This window comes from Rhodococcus jostii NBRC 16295 (assembly GCF_001894825.1).
GTDB lineage: Bacteria > Actinomycetota > Actinomycetes > Mycobacteriales > Mycobacteriaceae > Rhodococcus_F > Rhodococcus_F jostii.
The window spans coordinates 59,223-84,377 of record NZ_BCWY01000040.1; the positions used below are offsets into that span (position 1 = coordinate 59,223).

The window sequence follows — 25,155 nt, forward strand, 5'->3', positions numbered from 1 at the left end:
GGACGGTTCACCTGATCCCGCAGGCGCAGAAGAATACCGGGTGATTGAGGTGGTTGATTGCCGTACTCGGTTTGCCGCGCTGTGGTTGGCGGTGTTCGTCGACCTCGCCGCAGCGCTGGTGACGATCGTCGCCTTCTTCGTGGCGGCGGTCCTCGGTTACCTGGTCTACGTCGGTGACGGGGCACCGACGACGGGTCGGCGGCGCCGGGTCCGGGCGCCGTGGGTCTTCATGACGGTGCACTGATCGTCGTGACAGTGGTGAGCGGTGCGGTGCCGCAAGCCCGGATCTATTCCGGGGCAGAGGGGGTGACTGGTCGGAGCGAGCCCTCGGGACGCCGGCGGGTGGGGGTGCCGACTGCGGGAGACGTCGAATCCTGCGCCGCCTTCCAGGCTTTCGGGCTGCATCCGAAGCGGTCTTTGAACCACCGCGAGAACGAACTGAGCGCGGAGAATCCGAGTTCGCCGGCGATGTCGGTCAAGGATCGGTCGTGGCGGGCGACGTAGCGTTGCGCCAGATCGATCCGCACCGAATCCACCAGCGAAGAGAACGTCGCGTCCGACCGGGTGAGGTGGCGGTGCAGTGTTCGCCGATCCATGCCGAGGCTGCGGGCGACATACGCGGCCGAGCACCGCTCGGTCGCCAGGAGCGACTCGACCAGGGTTCGGACGCGATCAACGGTGGTCGTGTCCTCGGGCGGGACGAGCGCCTCCAGGTACTGCCGGGTGTAGGGCCGCAGCAAAGGGTCCGACATCGCGTTGACGGCATCGAGGTCGCGCGCGTAGACGACGATCCCGTTGAGGGTGTGCCCGAACTGGATTCGGGGGCCGAGGATACGGTGGTGTGTGCCTAAGACCGCCGGAGCGTCGTGCACGAAACACACCGTCAACGGCTCCCAGTCGTCGTGGAGCAACTCGCGCAGGATCCGGCAGACCGAGGCGACGGCGATCTCGATGCCCTGCCGACCGAACGTGACACCCGGGGCAGTGTCGACCTGCACAGTGGCCAGCCCGTTCGCTTCGACCAGCCGGGCGCGCAGCGCCTCGTTGTGCAAATTGACATGCCGCAGAACCATGCCCAAGGCGCTGCGCACGTCCGGTTCCTCCCGCGCGATCAACCCCACCGGACCCAGGTTGGACATCCCTCGGGCCGCCGCCAGCCGAAGCCCGAAATCCTCGCACCGGGTTTCGGCGGCGGACAACTCGAACAGCCGCGACACCGAGTCGACGGGCAGCCACCCGTCACCGGAACCGAGCGCGGCCGGATCGACCCCGACCGAGCGCATCACTGGGAGAGGGTCCCGCCCCAGAGTCAGCATGAGATTGACATAGCCGTTGAGCACGGCATTGCGCACCAGATACTGCATCCTCACCCTGTCCCGAACAGTCAAAGATTCTGACCCGTGAGGTCAATTGTAGTCGTTCTTGGCGGCCGAACTCGACCATCATCCGTATCGACATGCCCGGGTCGACGTGCCCGGGTCGACGTGCCCGGGGCAGGCGGATCCCCGCCCTCGTGCGTGCGCGCCCTACCCGGTCAAGGGCCAGGTACGTGGTTCACCGCCGCTGCGGTCGTCGCGGTATCCTCACCTCAACCGAACCTTCGGTCGGCTCCCCCGAACGGCGGCGCACCGATGCGGTGGACTACTGCACCTGGAAGGATTGCGCGCATGACTACGGCACGCCCCGCACGGAAGACCGGATCGCCCGGACGTCCCGGCTACGACCTCGACTCGCTGCTCGCAGTCGCCGTCAAGGTCTTCAACGACAAGGGCTACGACGGCACCAGCATGGAGGTGCTGGCCCAGCGCCTGGGAATCACGAAGTCGTCGATCTACCACCACGTGTCCGGGAAGTCGGAGCTGCTCGAACTGGCACTGTCGCGCGCACTCAACGCCCTGTTCGCGGTCACCACCGAGGAGAAGGCAACGAGCGGCCGGTACATCGACCGTCTCGAGTACCTGGTCCGTCGCAGTGTCGAGGTCCTCGCCGCCGAACTCCCCTACGTCACCCTGCTGCTGCGCGTGCGCGGCAACACCGCGGTGGAGCGCCGCGCACTCGCCCGCCGCCGCGAGTTCGACGCCTTCGTCAGCGACCTCGTCGTCGCTGCGGCGGAGGAGGGCGACCTGCGGCCCGGAATCGATCCCGCGCTCACCAGCCGACTCGTGTTCGGCACGGTCAACTCGCTGATCGAGTGGTACCGCCCCCGCACCGGCGGGACGGTCGCCGATCTCGCGGACGCCGTCGTCGAGCTGACATTCGACGGGCTGCGTCGCACCTGACCTCAGAGGGTGTCGACATCCAGCAGGTGTTCGATGCCGCGCAGATCGTCCGCGTTGCGGGTGAGGAGTCGGGCGTTGTTCGCGTGCGCGGTGGCGGCGATCATCAGATCGAGGGCTCTGGGCTGAGGTTTGCGGCCGTACGCTCGCACAGCCGCGGCCAACTGCCCGTAACTTCGAGCGACACCGGCGTCGACGGGTAAGGGTTCGAACTTGCGTTCCACGGCGATCAGGCGCTGTAACCGCAGAGCTCGCTGTTCCGCGGTGGTCGCGACCAGGAGTCCGAAGTGCAGTTCCGCCAGGCTCACAGCACTGATCGCGATCTCCCCGTCGATGGGCGGGACATCGCTCGCGATCAGGATGCTCGTATCGAGCACCGTTCTCACCGCGGGGCCCACGGGTCAACGATCGGGTCGTCGATCAGGCCGCGGTCGGCCTCCCACGTCGGATCGGTGTCTGTCTGAAAGACGTCGGCGACCTCATCGAAGGAACACCACGTCTTCCGCCCGGCCGGGCCCAGGATCGCGCTCGGTCGGCCGGCGACCGTGATCAGCATCGTCTCCCCAGCTTCAGCACGTTTGACGTAGTCACTGGCGTGCTGGCGCAGTTCCTTCAACCCCAAGCTCTCCATACCCCAGGGTAGCACTAATGCTACTTCGAGCTGTCCACCATGCCGTCGCACGCCTTGCGCGCGATCGGAGTCAGCCGCCACCGCTCGGGAAGGAACCGGAAACCGATCCGCACGGCCGCACCGAATCGGCGAAGCCTGCGTTCGTCGTTCGCGGACCAGTCCCAGCCGAGCGTGTCCCGGGCTGCGGGAGGCAGTGTTCCCCGGGCAATCCACACGAGCAACCGTCCGAGGCCCGGACCGATGACCCGCCACACCACCGCGGGAATGCGGTCGTCGGGTGACGGGGTCGGCAGCCCGTTGAGCAACCGCGACCGGCGCACCGTCTCGGTCTTCATGAGCACCGTGCCGACCATCTCGTTCCAGTAGTCCACGAAATCGTCGTACGTCCCGGGCAGGTTGGTGGCCGACACCCCGTAGAGCGCGTACCACTGCTTCGACTCCTGATACAGCTGCTCCTTCTCGGACCGGCTGAGCGGTTCACCGAAGTACTCGGCGACCACGTACTGGGTGGCCAGGAACGTGGCATGCGCCCAGAAATACGGGCCGGGGTTCAGCGCGTGGTACCGCCGACCGTCGTCTGTTGTGCCCTTGATGTCCTTGTGCATGTCCCGGATCATCTGGGCCTCCGCGCCGGTCGGGTCGTAGAGCGCGCGGATGATGGGCCCCGCGGAACGGGCCAGCCGGGCCATCTCGTTGTCGAAGACCGCCGAGTGCTGCACGAGGGCGGTGTCGATGACGGGATGCATCACCTGGAGCGTGCCCGACCACGAGATGAGCAGCGCGGTTCGCCAGTCACCGAATCGGTGCCACGTCAGCGAGTCCGGCCCGAGTGGCACCAGAGCCGAATGGCGTTGGGACGGAAGCTCGGTGGTGGTCATGGCGATCTCCTGATGCGATTCGATCGGGGACTGGTGCATTCAGGATGACTGTTGACATCACATGATGTCAACAGCGAGGTGGCGAGGGCGCCCCGATCGTTACCGGGATCGGTGCGACGATGGTCGGATGACCGACAGCGAGAACACTCGTGGTGCGCCCCGCAAATGGCGTGGCCAGGAGCCGGACGACCGCCGTGCGGCGAGGCGTGCGGCACTGATCGAGGCCGGCCTGCAGATCATGGGAACCGAGGGAACCGCGGCGACGACGATGCGGGCGACCTGCCGTCAGGCGGGTCTCACCGAGCGCTACTTCTACGAGAGTTTCGACAACCGGGAGGCCCTGCTCGTCGCACTCCTCGACCACGTCGTCCTGGGCGCCCGGGACACCCTGCTCGGCGCCCTGGAATCAGCTCCGGCCGATCCGGGGAAACTCGTCCGCCACGTCGTGAAAGCATTCACCGGCTACATCGCCCAGGACCGGCGGCGTGGACGCATCATGTTCGTCGAGTCGCAGTCCGTGCCGGAACTGGCTCAGCGCGGCGAACAACTGGTGTCCGAGTTCACCACCCCGATGGCCGCGGCACTGAAAATGCTGGGTGTCGACGACGCACCCCGCGACGCCGTCAACACCCAGCTCAATGCGATCGCCTTGTTCGGGGCCATCGCCTTTCTGTATCAGCGCTGGCTCACCGGTAGCCCGAAGATCTCGCAGAAGCGGATCGTCGAGCACATCGCACTCACCATCGAGGCGCATGCGCCGGTGAACAGCACGCCTTAGACGTGGGCGGCACGCACCAGCGGTCGCCGCATCGCTTCCAGACCGGCGACAACTGCCGCGGCCACCACCACGTGCATGACGGAGAGCGCGACGGTGCTGGCGGTGTCGAAGTCGGCCTGAATGGTGAGGGCGATCGTCGCGAGCGGCAGCAGAGCTCCGATCACTTCGGCCGGCCGGATGACGGCCACCCATTTCAGCGAGATCAACGCGGACAGTGTCATCCCGAGCAGTATCGGAACGACCGTCAGGATGACGACACCGCCGGGCGCCACACTGCTGGTCTTACCGGCATCCGTCATCTCGAACGAACCGCCGGCGGCCAGCCCCAGCAACCAGATCACCAGGTTGGGGACGAGCGCGCCGATCGCTGTCGCGGCGATCGCCCAGGGGCGGCTCAGTTCGAGCGTCGCCGGGTTGAGGCGTGAGGTCGTGGTTGCAGAAATCGTGGTTCCAGTGCTGGACATGTTCGTTACTCCCCTGTCGAGTGGACTTCGAATTGCTACTGACCGATCCTGCAACCTCAACCATTGTTTGGGTCAAGGCTTGAAATCGAGGTCTTTTCGGTGAGACCTGACAGGTAGACCCGAGAGGACCCGAAAACTCATCGCGGTCGGTCCCGATCGGCAACCTGAGGGATGATGACGGCTATGAACGCAGCCCCCTCGACGCCTCCCCGATCGCGGCGGCTCCGCAACCCACTCCGCATTCTCGCGCGCTGGCTCGGCACCCGCGAGTGGATGATGCGAATGGCACCGGTGATCATCTGGCTGGAGTCGCACCTGCGCGCCTGGACCGGCAACCGGGTGAGCCTCGTCGGCATCGGCGGACTGCAGTCTCTGCAGGTGACGGTCCCCGGCCGCAAGAGCGGCACCCCGAGGACGACGGCCCTGCTCTGCATTCCCTACGGCGACGGATACATCGTCACCGGTTCCAACTGGGGACGTCCCGAGCACCCGGCCTGGTCGGCGAACCTGCGCGCCGCCGACGAAGCACTCGTCAAGGGCGGGTCCCACGAGTCGCGGATGCGCGTGCACATGGCCACCGGCGACGAACGCGAGAACCTCTGGAAGCTGGTGGTCGACTACTGGCCCGGCTACCTCATGGAGCATCGACGGTCCGGCGGACGCGAATTCCGGCTCTTCGTGCTGGAACCCACCGGATCGGCTACGACGACTCGCGAATCCTGAAGACCGGCTCCACGAAGCGCTCGACGGCGCGACGCTCCGCGGTCGCGTCGGGCAACGGCCAGGTCAACAGGACCAGGACGACGCGCACGATCCATCCCGCGGCCTCCTCGTCGGGCGCGATGCGGGTCAGTGAGATCGCCACCCGGCCGAGTTCGGGTGCGCGGGCCAGGTACTCGTCCGTGCGCCTGCGATGCGCCCCGGTCAACCACCGCACCAGGGCCGGCTCCGCGCGGATCTCCACCACCGCCGCGAGTATCGCCTCGACGATCCGCTGCGAGTTCTCGAACGGCTCCAGCGCCTGCTCGATGCGTTCCGCCACGGCGTCGGCGGCGCGGGACATCACGGCCTCGACGAGCGCCCGCTTGCCCCCGACATACCGGTAGAGCGTGGCGCGTGAGCACCCAGCACGCGCGGCGACCTGGTCGACATCCACCCCGTCGATTCCCTGTTCGCGGATGAGGTCGGCCGCGGCGGCGTGAATTCTCTCGACCGCGAGCACCCGCCGACTGCCTCCGGTCAACCAGTCCACGTGTTCCTCGCCCACCGCTCCACCGTTCGACACGTCGTCTTCGCTTTGTCTCGTCGTGAGACGAATTCCTGAAAAATTCTAGAACATGTCTCGGTTCACGGACCCGTGATCAGCACAGACGGTTGCCGATCGGCGCGCGCCGAGACACGGGAAGACCAGCGTCCTGAACAGCGGAATCTCACTTTTCTTCCGACTCTTGACAGCGCTCCCCTGCATCGCGAACCGTGGCTACCTGTAACAGGTTCTCGCCAGCAAGGAGTCTTCGATGACCCATTCCCCGACCCACGGAATCGACATCTTCGATCCGGCCCACCTCGACGAACCGAACGAGCTCTACCGGATGCTCCGCGAGCACTCGCCCGTCCATCGCGTCACCGGCACCGACTTCTTCCTGGTGTCGACGTGGGACCTGGTGACCGAGGCCGCGAACCGCACCGACGACTTCTCCTCGAACCTCACCGGCGTGCTGGTGCAGCAGCGGGAGGGGCCGCCCACGACGTTCGACATGGACGGTGGGGGTCAGGCCGTGCACGTGCTGGCCACCGCCGACGACCCGGCTCACCTGCACCATCGCAAGCTCGTCCTGCCCACGCTCGGCCGGCGCATCCGCGTGCTGACCCCGGCCGTGCACTCGCTCGTCGACACCCTGTGGGACGAGGGGCTGCGAGACGGCCGGATCGACTGGGCGTCCGAGGTGGCCGACCGACTGCCGCTGACGATGGTTGCGCGTCTCATCGGGCTGCCCGAGCGGGACGTACCGCAACTACTCACCTGGGCCTACGACAGCACGGAGATGCTCGGCGGGATCGTCGACGCGGATCGCCTCGGCCCCCTCCTCGTCTCCGTGACCGAATTGGCCGCCTATCTGCGGGCCGAACTCGTGCGTGCGAGGTCGCATCCTCGGGAGGACCTCCTGGGTGTACTCGCGAACGCCTGCAATGCCGGAGAGCTCCCCGAGGACGTGGCGGTACTCGTCCTCCTCCAGTTGGTCGGCGCCGGCGGCGAATCGACCGCGGGCCTGATCGCCAATGCAGCCCACCTTCTTGCCACCCATCCCGGAGTGCAGAACCGACTCCGGCGGCAACCCGCGCTCGTCGACGCGTTTCTCGACGAGGCGCTGCGTCTCGAATCGCCGTTCCGGGCGCATCACCGTCACGTGGTCACCGACACCACCCTCGGCGGCGTCGACCTGCCCGCGGGTAGCCACCTGCTCCTGATGTGGGGCGCGGCAAACCGGGATCCGGCCGCATTCGAGAATCCGGACGACATCGTGCTGGACCGGCCGCACATCCGTTCGCACCTCGCCTTCGGCAGGGGCGTCCACTTCTGCGTCGGATCGGCGCTCGCCCGCATGGAGGCACTCGCCGCCACCACCACGCTGCTCGCGCGCACCGACCACTTCGCCCTCGCCGACGACGCCGAGACCGTGTGGGTCCCCAGCCTGCTCGTGCGCCGCCACCGCTCACTCCCGCTCCGCATCCGGGAGACGAGCCCCACCGATTGACATCGACATTGACATTGACGTCAATATCAACACATACTGTGACCGTGACCACAAGCGAGGCTCAGGAGCGGGCTCGGTCGGCGCGTAAGGACAACGACGGTCCCCGCCGCCGCGAACTGCTCCGCGCCGCGAGTACCTGCTTCGCGGAACTCGGGTACGACCGGACGACGGTCGAGGTGATCACCACCGAGGCCGAGGTGTCGCGGGCGACGTTCTACGCCTACTTCTCGTCGAAGGAGGAGGTGTTCCATGCCGTCGCCGCCGATGTCTGCGAGGAATTCCTCGCGTCGCAGCACGTGGAGGGACCGGCGAGCGAGGACCTGAGAGAGGTGCTGCGCACCACCACGAAAGCGTTCGTCGAGGCGGTGTACGCCAACGGGCGCGTTCTCGAACTGATCAGGCACCGCGCCCGGCTCGACCCCGAGGTCGGCCGAAGCTGGACCACCGTGCAGACGCGGCTCATCCGCCGCTACACGCGGTTCATCGAGCGCATCAACGACACCTGCGACGTCACACCGTGCGCGCCGCCCGCCCGGATCGCGCAGACCCTCGCCGACGCCCAACTCGCCGGCGCGGCCCGACTGGTCGACGCGACGGCCCGGGAACAGCGCCGGTACACCGCCGACCTGACCGCCATCTCCGAAAGACTCATCGGCTTCGCCTGACAAGGACACATCCGCACAGAATCGGGAGTTCGGTATGCCCATTTCACCTTCGAGCGACCACACGGCACTGGAATCGGCCCTCGCCGGGATACGACGACTCCAGGACGCCGCGTGGCCACCGCAGGTACCGCGGACCGTCGAGTACCCGATCGAGGGCCGCACCGTCGTCGACTATCTGCGGCACTGGGCGACGGAACGACCGCGCACCGTCGCGATCGACTTCTACGGCCGCGCCATCACCTACGCCGAACTCGACGAACTCTCGGACCGCTTCGCCGGCTGGCTCCTGCAGCGGGGCGCGTCCGCCGGCGACCGCGTCGGCGTCCACCTGGCCAACTGCCCGCAGTTCCACATCGCCATGCTGGGGATCCTGAAGATCGGCGCCGTGCACGTCCCGATCAACCCGTTGTTCCGGGAGCACGAACTCACGTACGAACTCGGCGACGCCGGCGTGGAGATCCTGCTGACCCAGGATTCCTTCGCCGCCATGGTCGAATCCGTGCGCGGCGAGACGGCGCTGCGACACGTCGCGGTCACCGCCCTCTCGGACCTGCTGCCGGCCGAACCCAGCGTCACGCCGCCGTTCCCTCGCGCGTCCGCGCTCACCGACTGGGCGGAGATCATGGAATCTCCTCGCGCCGATCCGATTCCGATGGATCCCGACGCACTGGCGGCGCTGAACTACACCGGCGGCACCACCGAGATGCCGAAGGGCTGCGAACACACTCAGGCCCACATGGTCTACACCGCCGCCACCGCGACACTGGCCGGTGGCCGGCGGGTGAGCGAGGCTCCCCCGGTGGTCCTCGGATTCCTGCCTATCTTCTGGATCGCCGGCGAGGACTTCGGCATCCTGTATCCGCTGATCAACGGCGGCACCGTCGTACTCCTCACCCGGTGGGATCCGGAAGCCGCGGCGACCCTCGTCGAAAGTCGTGGTGTGACGTCGATGGTGGGCACGGTCGACAACTACGTGGAACTGATGGATCTGCCGGGTTTCACCCGCCGCGACTTCTCCACCCTGGACAACGCCATGGCCGTGTCGTTCGTGCTCAAACTCGACCCCGCGATTCGCGGCCGCTGGCGCGAGGCCACCGGACACGTGCTGCGGGAGGCGAGCTACGGCATGACGGAGACGCACACCGCCGACACCATCACGCTCGGCTTCCAGACCGACGACGAGGACCTGCTCAGCGAACCCGTGTTCTGCGGACTGCCGGTTCCGGGCACCGACGTGTTGATCGTCGACGACGACGGGGCGCCCGTGCCGGTGGGACAACCCGGGCAGATCATCGTCCGCAGTCCGTCGCTGCTCACCGGCTACTACGGCAAACCCGACGCCACCGCTGCCGCGCTCCGCGACGGATGGCTCCAGACCGGCGACGTCGGCAAACTGAACGGCAAAGGCGCACTGCATTATCTGGCCCGCAACAAGGAGATGATCAAGACCAACGGGATGAGCGTGTTCCCCTCGGAGGTGGAGGCGCTGCTCATGCTGCATCCGGCGATTCAGTCGGCCGCGGTGGTCCCCAAGCCCGATCCCGGCAAGGGGCAGGTGCCGTTCGCGTTCGTGCAGCTGCTGCCCGACCGTCAGGTGTCGGGTGCGGAACTGCGGGAGTGGGCCGCCCAGAACATGGCCACCTACAAGGTGCCCACCGTCGAGGTGCTCGACGCCCTACCCATGACGGCGACGGGGAAGGTCCGCAAGGCCGACCTGTTCGCCCTGGCCGAGGAGTACAAGTGACCCTGCTGGTCGCCAATCGCGGCGAGATCGCGCTGCGCATCATCCGCTCCGCCGAGGAGATGTCGGTCGACACCGTCGCCGTCTACGCGGAGGACGACGCAGACAGTCCGCACGTGCGCGCGGCGACGGAGGCGGTCGCGCTCACCGGTTCGGGCCCCTCCGCGTACCTGGACTCCCGCGCCATGCTCGACGCCGCCGCCGAGTTCGGCGCCACGGCGGTGCATCCCGGTTACGGATTCCTCAGCGAAAACGCCGATTTCGCCCGTGCCTGCGCGGAGGCCGGACTGGCCTTCGTGGGTCCGAGCCCCGAGGTGCTCGACATCTTCGGCGACAAGTCGTCGGCCCGCGACGCCGCGGTGGCCGCGAAGGTGCCCGTGCTCGCGGCCACGAACGGTCCCACCGACGTGGACGGCATCCGCGCGTTCTTCGCGGATCACCCGCGCGGCATCATGATCAAGGCCCTCGCAGGCGGCGGCGGGCGCGGAATCCGGGCCGTCCGCCGCGCGGAGCAGGTGGACGAGGCGTACCGGCTGTGCGCGTCCGAAGCCCAACTCGGGTTCGGCAACCCGGCACTGTTCGCCGAGGAACTCCTCACGGGGGCAAGGCACATCGAGGTGCAGGTGGTCGCGGCCCCGCAGGCGGGCACGACGCGGGCTCTGGCCGTCGGCGACCGCGACTGCAGCGTGCAGCGCCGCCACCAGAAACTCGTCGAGATCGCACCCGCGCAGGGGCTCGACCCGGTCCTGCGCAGCGAACTGCACGAGGCCGCCACCCGGCTGTGCGCGAGCGTCGGATATCGGGGACTCGCCACCGTCGAATTCCTGGTGTCCCGGAACGGTTTCGTCTTCCTGGAAGTGAATCCCCGGATCCAGGTGGAACACACCGTCACCGAGGAGGTGACGGGGGTCGACCTCGTCGCCGTGCAGATCGACATCGCCCGGGGAGCCGACTACGGGGATCTGTCGCTGCCGGGCGGCGTCAGCGCCGTCGGACTCGACACGTCGGGCACGCCCGCTGCCGCACGCGGAATCGCAATCCAGGCCCGGGTGAACATGGAGACGATGCACCCCGACGGTCAGGCCGTCCCCGCCGCGGGCACCCTGTCCGTGTTCTCCCCGCCGACGGGTCCCGGTGTGCGGGTGGACACCTACGGCCGGCCGGGACTGTCGCCGAGCCCGCGGTACGACTCCCTCCTGGCGAAGGTGATCGTCCACTCGCGCGGCGCGTCGTTCCCGGCCGCCGCCCGCAAGGCGGAGGCGGCGCTCGCCGAGTTCGTCATCGAGGGCGTCCCCACCAACATCGGATTCCTCCGGGCAATCCTGACCGATCCCGGTTTCGCCGACGGCGTCGTCGGCACCGACCATCTCGCCGAACGGATGGGCGCCCTCGTCGATGCCGCGTACACGGCCCACCCCGCGGAGGTGGCGTCGGAGGCGCTCGAGTTGCGGGCCGGCGAGGACGTGCTCCGCGCGCAGATGGCCGGGACCGTCGTCGAGTCGGCCACGGAGGGTTCCGCCGTGGAGTCGGGCGCCCAGCTCGTGGTGCTCGAGGCGATGAAGATGCAGCACGTGATCGCGGCACCCGCGGGCGCGGTGGTCGAGCGGAATCTGGTGTCCCGCGGGCAGACCGTGAACGCCGGCGATCCGCTGGTCGTGATCCGCCGCACCGGATCCGAGGCCGGCGGTGCCGCCGACAGCGCAACCGATCTGGATCGTGAGCGCGCCGACCTCGCGGAGATCCGGCAGCGGCACGAGATCACACTCGATGCCGCCCGTCCCGCCGCGATCGCGAAGCGGACGAAGCTCGGCCGGCGCAGTGCGCGGGCGAACATCGACGATCTGGTCGACCCCGGCAGCTTCGTCGAATACGGGCCCCTGGTTCTCGCCGCGCAGCGCAGCCGTCGCTCCGAGCAGGACCTGATCGAGAACACCCCGGCCGACGGTCTCGTCGCCGGGCTCGCCACCGTCAACGGCGACGTCTTCGGTCCGCACGATTCCCAGACGGTGGTGCTGTCGTACGACTACACCGTGCTCGCCGGAACCCAGGGCATGCGCAACCACGCGAAGACGGACCGGGTGATCGAACTCGCCGGCCGCAAGCAGGTTCCGGTCGTCCTGTTCGCCGAGGGTGGCGGCGGACGTCCCGGCGACACCGACGCCGGACCGGCAGCAGGCCTGGACCTGAACACCTTTCGGTCGCTGGCGGCGCTGAACGGCAAGGTGCCGCTGGTGTCGATCGTGTCCGGCCGCTGCTTCGCGGGCAACGCCGCCCTGGCCGGCGTCTGCGACGTCCTCATCGCCACCCCCGACGCGAACATCGGGATGGGCGGGCCCGCGATGGTGGAGGGCGGCGGGCTGGGCGTGTACCGGCCGGAAGACATCGGTCCCGTCGACGTGCAGCGGCGCAACGGCGTCATCGATCTGGTCGCCCGGGACGAGGCGCACGCCGTCGAGCTGGCGAAGAAGTACCTGTCGTACTTCCAGGGGCCGCTCACCGAGTGGGAAGCCCCCGACGAGAGGCTGGCCCGCCACGTCGTCCCGGAGAACCGGTTGCGCGCCTACGACGTGCGCAGTGCGGTGGAATCCATCGCCGATGTCGGCTCGATCCTCGAACTGCGCCGAGACCACGGCGTCGGCATCGTCACCGCACTCGTCCGGGTGGAGGGAGCGCCGTACGGACTCGTCGCGAACAGCAGCCACCACCTCGGCGGCGCAATCGACGCTGTCGCAGCAGACAAGATGGCCCATTTCCTGGAGCTGTGCGAGTCGTTCGGGCTACCCGTCGTCTCGCTGTGCGACACACCGGGATTCATGGTCGGTCCCGATTCGGAGAAGGAGGCCACGGTCCGGCGGTTCAGCACGCTGTTCATCGCGGGCGCGCGGATGACGGTGCCCTACGGCACCGTCATCCTGCGCAAGGGCTACGGCCTCGGCGCCATGGCCATGGCGGGTGGGTCTTTCCACGCCTCCGAGTTCACGGTCGCGTGGCCGACCGGCGAGATCGGGGCCATGGGTCTCGAAGGCGCGGTGCGCCTCGGGTTCCGGAAGGAACTCGAGGCCCTCGGCAATCCGGCCGAACGGGACGCGGCGTTCGCGGAACTCGTCGACGCCGCCTACCAGCACGGGAAGGCACTCAACGCGGCGACGATCTTCGAACTCGACGACGTGATCGATCCCGCCGATACCCGTGCCTGGATCGTGCGCCTCCGGCGCCCGTGAGTACTTGTTAACCGCGGGACGTTACTAAGTACTCACGGGGGCGACGCCCACCACGGCCCGGCCCGAGTAGGTACCGCCACGGACCTCGTCGATCACCGACACGACGTCGGCGATCGGGACGTCGTGCGTGATCGACTCGAGGCGGGTGGGCGCGAGGTCGGACGCGAGACGGCCCCACAGCCGGCGACGCTGTTCGATCGGGTACTGCACGGAGTCGATCCCGAGCAGGCTGACACCGCGCAGGATGAACGGCAGGACCGTGGTGTCGAGCTTCGGTCCGCCGGTCAGTCCGCTCGCTGCCACGGCGCCGCCGTATTCGATGGTGCTGAGCACGTGCGCGAGGGTGGCGCCGCCGACGCAGTCCACGGCGGCGGCCCACTGCGCCTTGCCGAGGGGACGCGGTTTCGTGTCCGGCTCCGGGAGACGTCCGATCACGGCGCTCGCGCCCAGTTCGGTGAGCAGTTGCGCCTTCTCCGGCTTTCCGCTGGACGCGACCACCTCGAAGCCCGCGGCCGACAGCAGATCCACGGCAACGGTTCCGACGCCGCCGCTGGCACCGGTCACGAGCACCGGACCGTTGCCCGGTTCGACGCCGTGGGACAGCAGTGCCTCCACGCTCATCGCGGCCGTGAAGCCGGCGGTCCCGATCGCCGCGGCGGTGCGGGTGGACATGCCGTCGAGTTTCACCACCCAGTCGGCCGGAACGCGCGCGAACTGCGCGTACCCGCCGTGGCGGGCGGTGCCGATGTCGTAGCCGTGAGCGACGACCGTGTCACCGACCGCGAACTCCGGCGACTGCGACTCGACGACCGTGCCCGCGATGTCGATGCCGGGCACGATGGGGTATTCGCGCACCACCCCGCCCTTCGGGGTGAGCGCCAAAGCATCCTTGAAGTTCACGCTGGAGTACTCGACCTGAATCGTGACCTCGCCCTGCGGCAGGAACGATTCGTCGACCGTCTCCTGAGAGAGGCCGATGGCTCCCTCGTTCTCGCGAGCGATCCAGGCGGTGAATTCCTTCATCAGCTTGCTCTCCTGACCTCGGGGGTGCGTCGAGTCCATCATGCGACAGCCGTGCCGCGTCGAGGATGCCGGGGCGAGGATCTTCGCGGGTCAGAACCGGAGGAGGACCTTGCTCGACGACGACGCATCCTTGGCCAGCGCAAAGGCGGTGAGCGCGTCCGCGACGCCGTATTCGGCGGTGACGATCGGATCGACCACCAGTGAGCCGTCGGCGAGCGCGGCCACGACCTCGTCGATCTCGTCGTTGAACCGGAACGAGCCGATCAGGTCCAGTTCCCGGGTGATCGCGATCGACACGGGTATCGGCTGATCACCGGACGGGAGCAGTCCGACCATGACGACGCGGCCGCCGCGCGCCGTTCCGTGGATCGCCGACGCCAGGCCGCGAGGGTTACCGGAGCATTCGATGGTGACGTCTGCTCCGACCGCGGCGATCGCGTCGGCGTCGGTGGCCGTGAGTGTGCGATCGGCACCGACTTCACGCGCGATGGTCAGCGGGTATTCGTGCATGTCGACCGCCGTGATCCGCCCGGCACCGGCTCGCTTCAGTACCGCCACCACGAGCGCGCCGATGGGTCCCGCACCGATGACCAGGACCGACCGGCCCGTCACCTCTCCTGCGCGCGCGACGGCGTGCCAGGCCACGCTCGCCGGTTCGGCCAGCGAGGCGAGACGAAGGTCGAGCCCGTCGGGCAGAACCCGGAGCATGCGGGTCGGGACGGCGACATGGCTGACGAACAACCCGTCCGCGTGCGGAAAGTGCGCCGCACTGCCCAGGTAGGTGCAGCCGGGGGAAATGTTGGGGCGATCCGCCGGGTACTTGCTGGTGTCGCCGCCGGGTGTCGCCGGATGGATGGTGACGGGAGTGCCGACGGCGGGTCCGCTTCCGTCCGTCGCACCGATCAGAACGGTGCCGGACGCCTCGTGCCCGAGCCGCATCGGTGCGCGGAGAATCGACTCGCCCGCCGCACCGTGCTGCCAGTAGTGGAGATCGGATCCGCAGATTCCGCCGTAGGCGATGCGGATCACCGCTTCGTCCGGTTTCGGTGCCGCGATCGGCACGTCCTCGACGCGCAGGTCGTTCGCACCATGGGCGACGACCGCCTGCGCGTGCGTCGGAACCTCGGCGGTGTCCGTGCCGGTGGTCTGGGTGGTGTTCATCGGTGAAGTCCACTTCTGTCGGAGATCGGAGCGTGTCATCGGGTGACGGGTTCGGCGGTGGTGAGGAGGCCGAGTTCGTCTCGTCGGGGCATGCCCTCCCAGTCACCGGACACGGTGCACGCGAATGCCCCGACCGTCACCGCGGTCTTCAGCCTGTCGAGGGGTGATTCTCCGGCGAGTCGTTCGGCGATGTAGCCGGCGACGAATCCGTCTCCGGCCCCGACGGAGTCGACCGCGGTCACGGGCACGGCGGGAAGGGAGAACGTCTCTCCGTCGATGAGTGCGAGGCACCCCTGCTCGCCCAGTTTCAGGACGCTGTCGCGGGGGCCGAGATCGCGGATGCGGGCGACGAGTTCGGCGGGAGTGCCCTCCCCCACTGCGATCGCGGCCTCCTCCTCACCCGCGAAGACGATGTCCGACAGTTCGATCAGCTCACGGAAGACCGGTCCCGCTTCCGCCGGGGACCACAGCGCGCGACGGTAGTTGAGATCGAACGACACCGGAATGCCCAGTGCGCGTGCCCGTTCGACGCAGTGCAGGGTGGTCTTCCTGGCCGTGTCGGAGAGGGCGGGCGTGATGCCGGTGACGTGCAGCAGGGACGCCGAGCGGAGGCGGTCGTCGGCGACGTCCGACGTCGCGAGCCGCGATCCGGCGCTGCCGGTCCGGTAGTACCAGACGCGGGTGGCGGTGGCGGTTCGCCGTTCCTTCACCATCAGTCCGGTCGGCGCATCCGGGTCGCGGATGATGTCGGCGGCGATTCCCTCGGCCCGGAGTTCACGTTCGATCAGGTCGCCCAGGCTGTCCCGGCCGACGCGTCCGATCCAGGTGACGTCGACACCGAGTCGTCGCAGTGCGATCGCGAAATTCGTTTCTGCGCCGCCGATTCCCAGATGGAGCGTCGACGTGTGGGCGAGCGCCCCGGTGTCCACCGCCCGGGTGAGAGCCATCGTCTCGCCGAGGGTCAGCACCGTCATCACGCGACCGCCAGCCCGGCAACGACGTCGCCGAGGCGTCGGCATCGTTCGGCGAGCTGCCCGAGGTCGCCGCCGCGGAGTGCGTCGCCGATCAGGGGACCACCGAGGCTGACGGCGGCCGCGCCGGCCGCGATCCATGCGGGGACGCCCTCGATTCCCACCCCACCCGAGGGGACCACCTGGATGTCGGGGAACGGTCCGCGCAGGTGCCCGATGTACGCCGGCCCGACGACCGACGCCGGGAACAGCTTCACGGCGGTCGCGCCCGCGTTCCATCCGTTCCACAGCTCGGTCGGGGTGAGTCCGCCCGGGTAGATGGGGATTCCCGCACGGACGGCGGTGGCGATGACGTCGAGGTCGGTCGTCGGGGTCACGAGGAAGTCGGCACCCAGGTCGAGTGCGGCGCGCGCCTGGTCGACGGTGGTGATCGTTCCGACGCCGATCTCGACGCCGTCGGGCGCACCCTCTCGGATCGCGCCGAGGGACTCGAGGGTTCCCGGCGTGCTCATCGTCAGCTCGACGGCACGCACGCCGTTCTCGGCGAGGACGTTCACCACCGGGGCGTACAGATCGGCATGTGCGGCACGGAGAACCGCGATGACGGAGGAGGTCATGCCGCCGTCACCTCACGGTCGGTGGCGTTGGCGGCCAGCGTGAGGTCGCGGTCGCGGGTTTCCGGTGCCATCGTCGAGGCGATCAGAACGGTCACGGCCATCACGATCATGTAGACCGCCACGGGGATCCAGGAGCCGGAGAAGGCGGTGACGAGGGCGGCACAGATCAGTGGTGCCACTCCGCCGCCGAAGATCGAGGCGAATTCACGTCCGAGAGTGACGCCGGCGTAGCGGTAGCGGGAGCCGAAGATCTCCGGAAAGTAGCTCATCGTGACGCCGACCGCGCCCTGGCAGGCCAGGATGAAGCCGACGATCATCGCCATGGTGATCAACAGGTGGGAGCCGGTGTTCAGGGCCAGGAAGGTCGGCACGGGCAGGATGATGAGGGCGATCACGATCGAGATGTACACCGGCTTGCGGCCCACCCGATCCGACAGACGACCGAAGCCGTACGCGGCGATTCCGCCGCAGATGGCGCCGACCAGGAGCACCTTGGGAATGAACGTGGGATCGACGTGCACGTCGTTCTTGAGGTACGACGCCATGAAGACCTGGTAGGTGTACGACTGCGCGCTGATGCCGATGGTCATGAACATGACGATGAACAGCGGCTTCTTCCCGTTCGCGAAGATCTCCTTGACGGGTGTCTTCGGAACGTGGTGCTGCTCCTTCAGTTCCTGGAACACCGGGCTCTCGTTGAGCTTGCGACGGATGATGAATGCGGCGACGGTGACGAGCAGACTGCTGATGAAGACGAGACGCCAACCCCAGGACATGAGCTGCTCTTCCGGCAGGAGCTGCGCGGCGATCCACGCGACTGCGCCGAGGGCCGTGCCCAGCGCGGCTCCGGTCATCACCAGGGCGGCGAGGCGGCCTCGCCTGCCTATCTGCGCGGTCTCCGTCAGAAGGGTTGCACCACCGGACTGTTCGGCTCCCGCGCCGAAGCCCTGGAAGAATCGGCACGCGACGAGGAGAGCGGGGGCGAGCAGCCCCACCTGGCTGTAGGTCGGCAGCAGCCCGATCCCCAGTGTCGCGCCGCCCATCAGCATCAGCGTCGCGACGAGCACCCACTTGCGGCCGAGACGCTCTCCGTAACGCGAGAAGAACAGGCCGCCGAGCGGCCGGGCGAGGAACCCGACGGCGTAGGCGCTGAAGCTCGCGAGGATGCCGGCGGCGGGTGAGATGTTCGGGAAGAAGAGGGTGTTGAAGATCAGCGCCGACGCGGTGCCGTAGATGACGAAGTCGTACTGTTCGAGCGTGGTGCCGATGAGTCCCGCCCACGCCGCCCGGCGGACCGCGGACGGGTCTGCCTGGGGTGTGCCGCCTGCGCGGCCGGGTGTTTTCGGGTTCACCGTGGGGTCGAGTGTAGTGTCCATGGATTCCTCCATTGGTGGTTCCCGGAAATTCCGGGCAGGGGGGTGAGAGTGTCAGATGGTCGCTCTGGACTGCAGCGGAGCGGTGGTCCCGAACTCCGGGACCGGGTCGGACGCTTCGCCGGCGGCGACTGCCGGTCCGTGGCGGACGATGATGTCGAGGAAGTCGGCGATCCGCGAGACGAACTCGGTGTGTGACGCGAGAGTGCTGGGAAACAGGCCTCCGTGGAGGAACACGGAGCGAACGAATTCTGTTGTGGACGTGGCATTGTCGGCCATTCCTGCCAGGCGCGGTCGAGCGGGGTCGGTCATGGATCGTGCGTGGGGGCCGGGATCGAATCCGGGCAGTGGGGCGATGCAGGCGAGGTACGCCGCCACAGTCAGAGCCAGGTAGTGCGGGACGTCACCCCGGCCGAGGTGTTCGAGTGCGGGGATCGGGATGCGCTGCGCGAGTTTGACCGATCCGTCGGAGCCGACCTGCGAGGTGCGATGCCCCAGAGCGGTATTGGACCACCGCGAGAAGAGTTGCCGGATGTAGTCGTCCGTGTCCACCGATTCGGGAACGGTCACCGTCGGCAGGTATTCGTCGCACAGGATCCGGCGCGCCGCGTCCTCGACGAACGGCTGCGCCACGGACTCGGGGATGGTGGCGCGTCCGTCGAGTGCGCCGAGGTAGGCGATGAGCGAGTGCGTTCCGTTGAGCAACCGGACCTTCATCAGTTCGTACGGCTCGACGTCGTCGGTGAAGAGCGCGCCGCCGTGCTCCCACGCGGGACGACCGGCGGCGAAGTTCTCCTCCATGACCCACATCGTGAATGGTTCGGCGGGGACGGCGATCGTGTCCCGCACCCCGAGGTGGGTCAGTGCCGTCTCGTTGTACCGGTCCGAACCGGAGGGCACGATACGGTCCACCATCGAGTTGGGGAACGTGACCGACGAATCCATCCAGGTCAGTGTCTCGTCGCGGGCCGGTGCCGGGAACGTGCCGACGAATTCGCGCACCAGCCGTTCGGTCTGGCGGCCGTTGGCGAGCAGGTTGTCGCAGCTGAGGATGGTGACGGGAGCGCCGTGCGTGCTCGCCCGCAGGGCCAGTCCGCGGGCGATCTGTCCGATCGTGGTGCGGGGCGTCCGCGCCTCGGCGAGGTCCCGGCGGACGGCGTCGGAGACGAGGTCGAGGGATCCGGTCTCCGGGGACACGGTGTAGCCGTGTTCGGTCACCGTGATCGTCACGATCTTCGTCGCCGGGTCGGCGATCGCGAAGACGACGGGCTCCGGATCCTGTTCGGCCACCAGGGTTCCGGTATGCGAACCGGGAACACTGACGCGGGATCCGCCGGGCGAGATCTCGACGACGCTGTAGAGGAGGTCCTGCGCCGTCATGGTGTCGGCGACGGTGCGCGAGCGGCTCGCGACACCGAGGATTCCCCACGGTCCGGGTTCGCGTTCCATCGCCAGCGCCGTGTAGACGGCCTGGTGGGCGCGGTGGAAGTTGCCGAGCCCCAGGTGCACGATTCCGGTGCCGTCCGGCACCCGCCGGTGAATCAATGCCGCGGCAGGAACATTTCGGCGTGAGAGGGAGTGTTCGGTCATGCTCGTCACCAATCCGTCATGGAGCCGTCGCGGCGCCGGGCGACCGGGAGGTAGGCCTGTTCGTAGGGGTACTTCGCCGCGAGTTCCTCATTCATCGTCACTCCGACACCCGGTACGTCACCCGGGGTGAGGTGACCGTCCGCGAAGGACCACGCGTGCGGGAAGACCTCGCTGACCAGCGGGTCGTAACCCATGTACTCCTGGATTCCGAAGTTCGGCGTCGCCAGTCCGAGGTGCAGGCTCGCGCCCAGGGAGATCGGCGAGACGTCCGACGGGCCGTGCGGACCGCCACGCACCTGATACACCTCGGCGAGCGCGAAGATCTTGCGGACGTGGCTGATTCCGCCGGCGTGGACGATGGCCACGCGGATGAAGTCGATCAGTTGTTCGGTGATCAGGTGCTGGCAGTCCCAGATCGTGTTGAAGACTTCGCCGATCGCCAAGGGTGTCGTGGTGTGGTTGCGCACCAGACGCAGCGCATCCTGGTTCTCGGCCGGCGTGACGTCCTCGAGCCAGAACAGATTCACGTGTTCCACCGACTTCCCCAGCCGCGCAGCCTGCTGCGGTGTGAGTCGATGGTGGGCGTCGTGGAGCAACTTGAGGTCGGGGCCGACGTGCTCGCGCACGGTCTCGAGGATCCGGGGTGCGTGATTGAGGTACGCGTCGGTGTCCCACACTTCCTCCACGGGAAGGGCGCCGCGGCTGGCGGGTTCGTATCCCGACGCCCCCTGGTGCACGCCGTACACCGACTCCAGACCGGGGACCCCGGACTGCACGCGAATAGCTTGAAAGCCCCTCTCGCGCGTGGCGTCGACGGAGTCGAGCAGAGCGGGCGCGTCCCACCCCGTCGCGTGGGTGTACGACAGGACGCGGTCACGCACCGCGCCGCCCAGCAGCTGGTAGACGGGTTGGCCGAGGGTCTTGCCCTTGATGTCCCAGAGCGCGACGTCGACGGCCCCGATCGCGGCCATGGTGACCGGCCCGCGGCGCCAGTACACCCCGCGGTAGAGGTACTGCCAGGTGTCCTCGATCCGTGACGCATCACGCCCGATCAGCAACGGGGCGACGTGATCTCGGAGATACGATGCGACGGACAGTTCGCGGCCGTTGAGCGTCGCGTCACCGTATCCGACGACGCCGTCGGCGGTGGTGATCTTGAGGGTGACGAAGTTGCGGGTGGGGCTGCAGATCAGCACGTCCGCGGCGATGATCTTGTCGGTCATGCTCGGGATCCTTTCGATCCGACGGCGGGAGCGACGACGTTCCGCAATTGTTCTCCGCGCGCGAGTCGAGTGATGTTGTCGGCGATGTCGTCGACGCGGCCGAGAAACGTCTGCCGCGACACCCCGGAAGAATGCGGTGTCATCATGATGTTGGGGAGTTCGGAGAACGGCAGCGCGCTGGGGGTGCCTCGACCGTCGGGTCCCGGGTAGTGGTACCAGACGTCGATGGCCGCAGCAGCGATGGTCGACGAGGACAGTGCGTCGAACAGGGCCTGTTCCTGGACGAGGGGACCGCGCCCGACGTTCACGAGCACACCGCCGCTGCCGAGTGCGCGCAGTTCTGCCGCGCCGATCATCCCCCGCGTCCGGTCGTCGAGTGGGGCGGAGACCACGACCACATCGGATTCGGCGAGCAGGCGTTCGAGTCGGGACACGTCGGCGGCCCACTCCAGCCCTGCACTCGCGGCGTCGACGGTGCCGCGTCCGGTCACGGCCGCTCCGGTTGCGCCGAAGGCGCGGAACAGATTCCAGGTGGTCGTGCCGATGTGCCCGAAGCCCACGAAGCCCACTCGGGCACCCTGCAGCGAGTTCGACTGAGACAGGCGGTCGTCGTAGACCGACGTCGCCCACACCCCGCGCCGCAGGGCCGTGTCCTGAGCGAGGAAGCCGCGCCGGAGCATCACCGCGGCCGCCACGACGTACTCGGCGATCGAATTCTCGTGATGGAAGGTGTTCGCCACCAGCACGTCCGGTGCGAGCGCGTCGAATGCGATGTTGTCGGTGCCGGCTCCGGCGACGTGTACCAGCCGCAGCTTTTCCGCGGCCGACGCCATGACCGGTGTGAATTTTCCTCCGACGTAGACGTCGGCGTCGCGCAGATCTTCGGTCAGGGCCGCTTCGTCGAAGCTGCCGTGCCAGGACAGTTGCGCGTCGGCGGGGACGGCGTCGTCGAGGCGGGATCGGTGGGGAGTGAGGTTGCTGTCGGCAACGACGATTTTCATCTAGCGGCTCTCTTTTCCGGGGCGAAACACTCGATCGTGCGCCGGGCCGGCCGATGCGCGGACGACGAGTTGGGTGGGGAGATGGATTTCGCGGACGTCGGAGTCCGGTTCGCTCGCACGCTGGTACACCAGGTCGAGACTCAGCACGCCGGCTCGCGCCATGGGCACGTTGACGCTCGTGAGCGCGGGGTTGGCGAGTTCGGCCAGCGGTGAGTCGTCGATGCCGATGACGCTCAGGTCGTCCGGGACCGAGAAGCCCATCGCGCGGACGCCGTTCATCACGCCGATCGCCATCGGATCGTTGTGTGTGATCACGGCGCTCGCACCGGTCGCGATCACGCTCGCGGCCGCGGCATGACCGCCCGCAAGGGTCTCCTGCTGCCAGCCGAGCAGGCTCAGCCGCATGTCGCGGGACTTGCAGAAGTCTTCGACCGCGGCGACGCGGCGCTGGTTCGACCAGGACTGCGGCGAGCCCTGGACGTACGCGAGGTGTTCGTGCCCGAGGGCGACGAGGTAGTCGATGGTCTGGCGAAGTCCGTCCTCGGAATCTGCCACGATGCAATCGCATTCGGGCGAGGACCGGTTGACGAGCACCAGCGGGGTGTCGCCGGCGAGTTGCACGATGTCGGACGCGGGCAGTCGGGGGGCGCAGACGACGAGCGCGTCGACCCGGCCCTGCAACTCGCCGAGAACCTCACGCTCGCGATCGGCGCTGCCGTCCGTGTCGGTGAGGAGCACGGTCTGGCGCCGGTGCCAGCCCTGAGCCTGCGCTGCCTTCACGAAGCTCGCGAACACGGTGTGCCCGATGTCGGGCACCACGACAGCGACGGTGGTGGCGGTCGGTCGCACGGCATCGGTCCGTGTCGGTGACGCGGCCCGGTAGCCGATCTCGTCGGCGACCGCGATGATCCTCGCGAGGGTGTCCGGTCCGATCCGGTCCGGGGCACTGAATGCCCGCGATGCGGTGGACAGGGAGACCCCTGCGCGTTGTGCGACCTCGGTCAAGGTGGGTGCCACGGTGCTACCGCCTCGCTGTTCGTTGTGACTGACAACACACACTATCCACAGCTTGCGCAAGCTTGTCAACAAGTTGCGCAATACTTGCAGACGCGTTGTCACCGCACCGATCAGGGATACAGCAGCGACAAGTGCCGATCGGATTCGAACAATGCGTCGCGATCGAACGTGGACGTCGAGGCCAGGAGTTCGTCCGCGCCGGTGCGGTCGGCCAGGCCGTCGAGCGCGACCCTCACCTGCTCCGGGGTGCCGTGGACCGACGTGGCGATCGAGGTGTCGACCTGTTCGCGCAACCGCGGAGTCCACACCTGGTTGCCGATGTCCGCGACCGATTCGAGCGGCGGGAACTCGCCCGTCCGGCTCGATTGGGCCAGCGCCCAGGCCTCGGGAAGCAGCAGTTCACGGGCCCGATCCTCGTCCTCGGCGATCATCACCTCGAGCGAGATCACCACGTAGGGCGACCGATTTCCGGCGGACGGGACGAACTCCTCGCGGTACCGGTCGAGTTCGGGGACTCGGCCGGCGGCGCCGAGGATCGGCCCACCGACCACCACCGGCAGACCGGCCTTCGCGGCGACGTCGAGCCCGCGGCGGGTGGCGAGAACGAACATCGGCGGTGGACTCGTCACCTGCGGCCGGGCGGTCACCGCGGCCCTGCCCTCCAGGTAGCTCCGCACCTCGTCGAGGTCGTCGGCGAACGTGTCGGGAGCGTTGCGGTCGCGGCGCAACGCGTCGCGCACCGGCTTGGTGAATCCGAGTGACCGCCCGACGCCCAGATCGATCCGGCCCGGATACATCGCCTCGAGCTTGACGTCCTCTCGGCCGTGAACGACCGAGGTTCCCCTCGAGACTCGCGTCCCGAGGTTCCTGTTTCACCGACAGTCGCCACCCCACACTTTATGTGCGGGGCGGTCTCACACCATCTCCGCAGGCTGCCACCGCCAGTCCGACGGCCACAATATTCCTCGCCGCATTCACATCCCGATCATGGACGACGCCGCATCGGCACGTCCACACCCGCACGTCCAGCGGCATCGTCGACGCGACCTCCCCGCACACCGAGCAGGTCTTCGACGACGGACAGAACCGGTCGATCACCACCACCCGCCGCCCGTACCAGTCGGCCTTGTACTCGAGCATCGACCGGAACTCGGACCAACCCGCATCCGAGATCGCCCGAGACAACGACCGATTCCTGACCATGTTCCGCACACTCAGATCCTCGATGGCGATCACTTGATTTTCGCGCACCAGCCGAGTGGAGAGTGTGTGCAGATAATCGCGACGCCGATCGGCGATCCGGCCATGAATCTTCGCGACCTTCAGTCGGGCCTTGGCCCGGTTACGGGATCCCTTCTGCTTCTTGGCCAGCACCCGCTGCGCCTTCGCCAGCCGCTCACGGTCCCTTCGTTCATGTCTCGGGTTGGTGATCTTCTCCCCCGTCGAGAGCGTGTACAGGCTCGTGATCCCGGCATCGAGCCCGACCACCTCATCGGTCGACGGGTGCTCGGCGATCGTGTCCTCGACGAGAATCGAGATGTGGAACTGACCACGAGCATTCCGCGACACCGTCACCTGCGACGGTGTCGCCCCCTCCGGTAGCGGCCTCGACCACCGGATGTCCAGGGGTTCGGACTGCTTGGCCAACCGGATCTGCCCGCCGCGGTAGGTGAAGCAGTTCGAGTAGTAGGTCGCCGAATCCTTCGAGTGGTCCTTCCTCTTGAACTGCGGGTAGCGGGACTGCTTGCGCCAGAACCTGTCGAACGCCC

The 25,155-nt window shown here is 68.0% G+C and carries 24 protein-coding genes and 1 pseudogene; 8 read left to right on the forward strand and 17 right to left on the reverse strand.

What is annotated here, in order from left to right; genetic code table 11:
- Positions 1–40 precede the first annotated feature (40 nt).
- Positions 41–244 carry a hypothetical protein gene (locus RJ1_RS46025; RefSeq protein ID WP_143048925.1) on the forward strand — a complete coding sequence of 68 codons (204 nt, stop codon included), beginning with the start codon at positions 41–43 and terminating at the stop codon, positions 242–244.
- A gap of 43 nt (positions 245–287) precedes the next feature.
- Here the strand turns inward: RJ1_RS46025 and RJ1_RS24680 are convergent, their stop codons facing one another.
- Positions 288–1,364 carry an AraC family transcriptional regulator gene (locus RJ1_RS24680; RefSeq protein WP_083400633.1) on the reverse strand — a complete coding sequence of 359 codons (1,077 nt, stop codon included), beginning with the start codon at positions 1,362–1,364 and terminating at the stop codon, positions 288–290.
- A gap of 303 nt (positions 1,365–1,667) precedes the next feature.
- Between RJ1_RS24680 and RJ1_RS24685 the strand changes: the two genes are divergently transcribed.
- Positions 1,668–2,279, forward strand: a complete 612-nt coding sequence (locus RJ1_RS24685) for a TetR/AcrR family transcriptional regulator (RefSeq protein ID WP_005250938.1) — start codon at positions 1,668–1,670, stop codon at positions 2,277–2,279.
- Between the two features lie 2 nt (positions 2,280–2,281).
- Here RJ1_RS24685 and RJ1_RS24690 read toward each other — a convergent pair whose 3' ends face one another.
- From RJ1_RS24690 to RJ1_RS24700, 3 genes are read right to left on the reverse strand one after another with little or no spacing between them, the layout of a single operon-like run.
- Positions 2,282–2,653 carry a type II toxin-antitoxin system VapC family toxin gene (locus tag RJ1_RS24690; RefSeq protein ID WP_240319905.1) on the reverse strand — a complete coding sequence of 124 codons (372 nt, stop codon included), beginning with the start codon at positions 2,651–2,653 and terminating at the stop codon, positions 2,282–2,284.
- 5 nt (positions 2,654–2,658) lie between these two features.
- A complete protein-coding gene (locus tag RJ1_RS24695) occupies positions 2,659–2,907 on the reverse strand; it encodes a type II toxin-antitoxin system Phd/YefM family antitoxin (protein WP_073364789.1) in 249 nt (82 codons plus the stop codon).
- Positions 2,908–2,927: 20 nt separating this feature from the next.
- Positions 2,928–3,785, reverse strand: a complete 858-nt coding sequence (locus RJ1_RS24700) for an oxygenase MpaB family protein (RefSeq protein ID WP_073364817.1) — start codon at positions 3,783–3,785, stop codon at positions 2,928–2,930.
- 127 nt (positions 3,786–3,912) lie between these two features.
- Here RJ1_RS24700 and RJ1_RS24705 point away from each other — a divergent pair, with 127 nt between their 5' ends.
- Positions 3,913–4,563, forward strand: a complete 651-nt coding sequence (locus tag RJ1_RS24705) for a TetR/AcrR family transcriptional regulator (protein ID WP_073364790.1) — start codon at positions 3,913–3,915, stop codon at positions 4,561–4,563.
- Here RJ1_RS24705 and RJ1_RS24710 read toward each other — a convergent pair.
- On the reverse strand, positions 4,560–5,027 hold the full coding sequence (locus tag RJ1_RS24710; RefSeq protein ID WP_073364791.1) for a DUF6069 family protein: 468 nt from the start codon (positions 5,025–5,027) through the stop codon (positions 4,560–4,562). The genes RJ1_RS24705 and RJ1_RS24710 overlap by 4 nt on opposite strands.
- 183 nt (positions 5,028–5,210) lie before the next feature.
- Between RJ1_RS24710 and RJ1_RS24715 the strand changes: the two genes are divergently transcribed.
- On the forward strand, positions 5,211–5,750 hold the full coding sequence (locus tag RJ1_RS24715) for a nitroreductase family deazaflavin-dependent oxidoreductase (protein ID WP_083400631.1): 540 nt from the start codon (positions 5,211–5,213) through the stop codon (positions 5,748–5,750).
- On the opposite strand, the gene RJ1_RS24720 is transcribed toward RJ1_RS24715, so the two are convergent.
- On the reverse strand, positions 5,728–6,312 hold the full coding sequence (locus RJ1_RS24720; RefSeq protein WP_240319904.1) for a TetR/AcrR family transcriptional regulator: 585 nt from the start codon (positions 6,310–6,312) through the stop codon (positions 5,728–5,730). The two genes, RJ1_RS24715 and RJ1_RS24720, sit on opposite strands and share 23 nt — an antisense overlap.
- 232 nt (positions 6,313–6,544) lie before the next feature.
- Between RJ1_RS24720 and RJ1_RS24725 the strand changes: the two genes are divergently transcribed.
- The 4 genes from RJ1_RS24725 to RJ1_RS24740 are packed head-to-tail and all read left to right on the forward strand — an operon-like array spanning position 6,545 to position 13,410.
- The gene (locus RJ1_RS24725) at positions 6,545–7,783 is read left to right on the forward strand and encodes a cytochrome P450 (RefSeq protein WP_073364793.1); all 1,239 of its coding nucleotides are present in this window, start codon (positions 6,545–6,547) and stop codon (positions 7,781–7,783) included.
- A 38-nt stretch (positions 7,784–7,821) separates the two neighbouring features.
- Positions 7,822–8,448, forward strand: a complete 627-nt coding sequence (locus tag RJ1_RS24730; RefSeq protein WP_073364794.1) for a TetR/AcrR family transcriptional regulator — start codon at positions 7,822–7,824, stop codon at positions 8,446–8,448.
- Positions 8,449–8,482: 34 nt separating this feature from the next.
- A complete protein-coding gene (locus RJ1_RS24735) occupies positions 8,483–10,192 on the forward strand; it encodes an AMP-binding protein (protein WP_073364795.1) in 1,710 nt (569 codons plus the stop codon).
- On the forward strand, positions 10,189–13,410 hold the full coding sequence (locus RJ1_RS24740) for an acetyl-CoA carboxylase family protein (protein ID WP_073364796.1): 3,222 nt from the start codon (positions 10,189–10,191) through the stop codon (positions 13,408–13,410). The genes RJ1_RS24735 and RJ1_RS24740 overlap by 4 nt, the downstream gene beginning before the upstream one ends.
- A gap of 24 nt (positions 13,411–13,434) precedes the next feature.
- Here RJ1_RS24740 and RJ1_RS24745 read toward each other — a convergent pair whose 3' ends face one another.
- From RJ1_RS24745 to RJ1_RS24795, 11 genes and pseudogenes are all read right to left on the reverse strand, one after another.
- A complete protein-coding gene (locus tag RJ1_RS24745; protein ID WP_073364821.1) occupies positions 13,435–14,433 on the reverse strand; it encodes an MDR family oxidoreductase in 999 nt (332 codons plus the stop codon).
- A 90-nt stretch (positions 14,434–14,523) separates the two neighbouring features.
- Positions 14,524–15,594 (reverse strand): L-idonate 5-dehydrogenase, encoded by a 1,071-nt coding sequence (locus tag RJ1_RS24750; RefSeq protein WP_073364797.1) that lies wholly within the window; start codon positions 15,592–15,594, stop codon positions 14,524–14,526.
- A 35-nt stretch (positions 15,595–15,629) separates the two neighbouring features.
- Positions 15,630–16,568, reverse strand: a complete 939-nt coding sequence (locus tag RJ1_RS24755; protein ID WP_073364798.1) for a sugar kinase — start codon at positions 16,566–16,568, stop codon at positions 15,630–15,632.
- Positions 16,568–17,182 (reverse strand): bifunctional 4-hydroxy-2-oxoglutarate aldolase/2-dehydro-3-deoxy-phosphogluconate aldolase, encoded by a 615-nt coding sequence (locus RJ1_RS24760; RefSeq protein ID WP_073364799.1) that lies wholly within the window; start codon positions 17,180–17,182, stop codon positions 16,568–16,570. Before RJ1_RS24760 ends, RJ1_RS24755 begins: the two co-directional genes overlap by 1 nt.
- Positions 17,179–18,558, reverse strand: coding sequence for an MFS transporter (locus RJ1_RS24765; RefSeq protein WP_073364801.1), 1,380 nt, complete (start codon positions 18,556–18,558; stop codon positions 17,179–17,181). Before RJ1_RS24765 ends, RJ1_RS24760 begins: the two co-directional genes overlap by 4 nt.
- 51 nt (positions 18,559–18,609) lie before the next feature.
- On the reverse strand, positions 18,610–20,145 hold the full coding sequence (locus RJ1_RS24770; protein WP_073364823.1) for a mannitol dehydrogenase family protein: 1,536 nt from the start codon (positions 20,143–20,145) through the stop codon (positions 18,610–18,612).
- Between the two features lie 5 nt (positions 20,146–20,150).
- Positions 20,151–21,368 (reverse strand): D-mannonate dehydratase ManD, encoded by a 1,218-nt coding sequence (manD, locus tag RJ1_RS24775; RefSeq protein ID WP_073364802.1) that lies wholly within the window; start codon positions 21,366–21,368, stop codon positions 20,151–20,153.
- Complete coding sequence (locus RJ1_RS24780; RefSeq protein WP_073364803.1) at positions 21,365–22,369, reverse strand: 2-hydroxyacid dehydrogenase; 1,005 nt, start codon at positions 22,367–22,369, stop codon at positions 21,365–21,367. Before RJ1_RS24780 ends, manD begins: the two co-directional genes overlap by 4 nt.
- Complete coding sequence (locus RJ1_RS24785) at positions 22,370–23,386, reverse strand: LacI family DNA-binding transcriptional regulator (protein WP_073364804.1); 1,017 nt, start codon at positions 23,384–23,386, stop codon at positions 22,370–22,372.
- A 110-nt stretch (positions 23,387–23,496) separates the two neighbouring features.
- A pseudogene (locus RJ1_RS24790) lies at positions 23,497–24,192 on the reverse strand (LLM class flavin-dependent oxidoreductase); the annotation flags it as partial.
- Between the two features lie 91 nt (positions 24,193–24,283).
- A partial coding sequence (locus RJ1_RS24795) for an RNA-guided endonuclease InsQ/TnpB family protein (RefSeq protein ID WP_073364805.1) occupies positions 24,284–25,155 on the reverse strand: 872 nt, incomplete at its 5' end.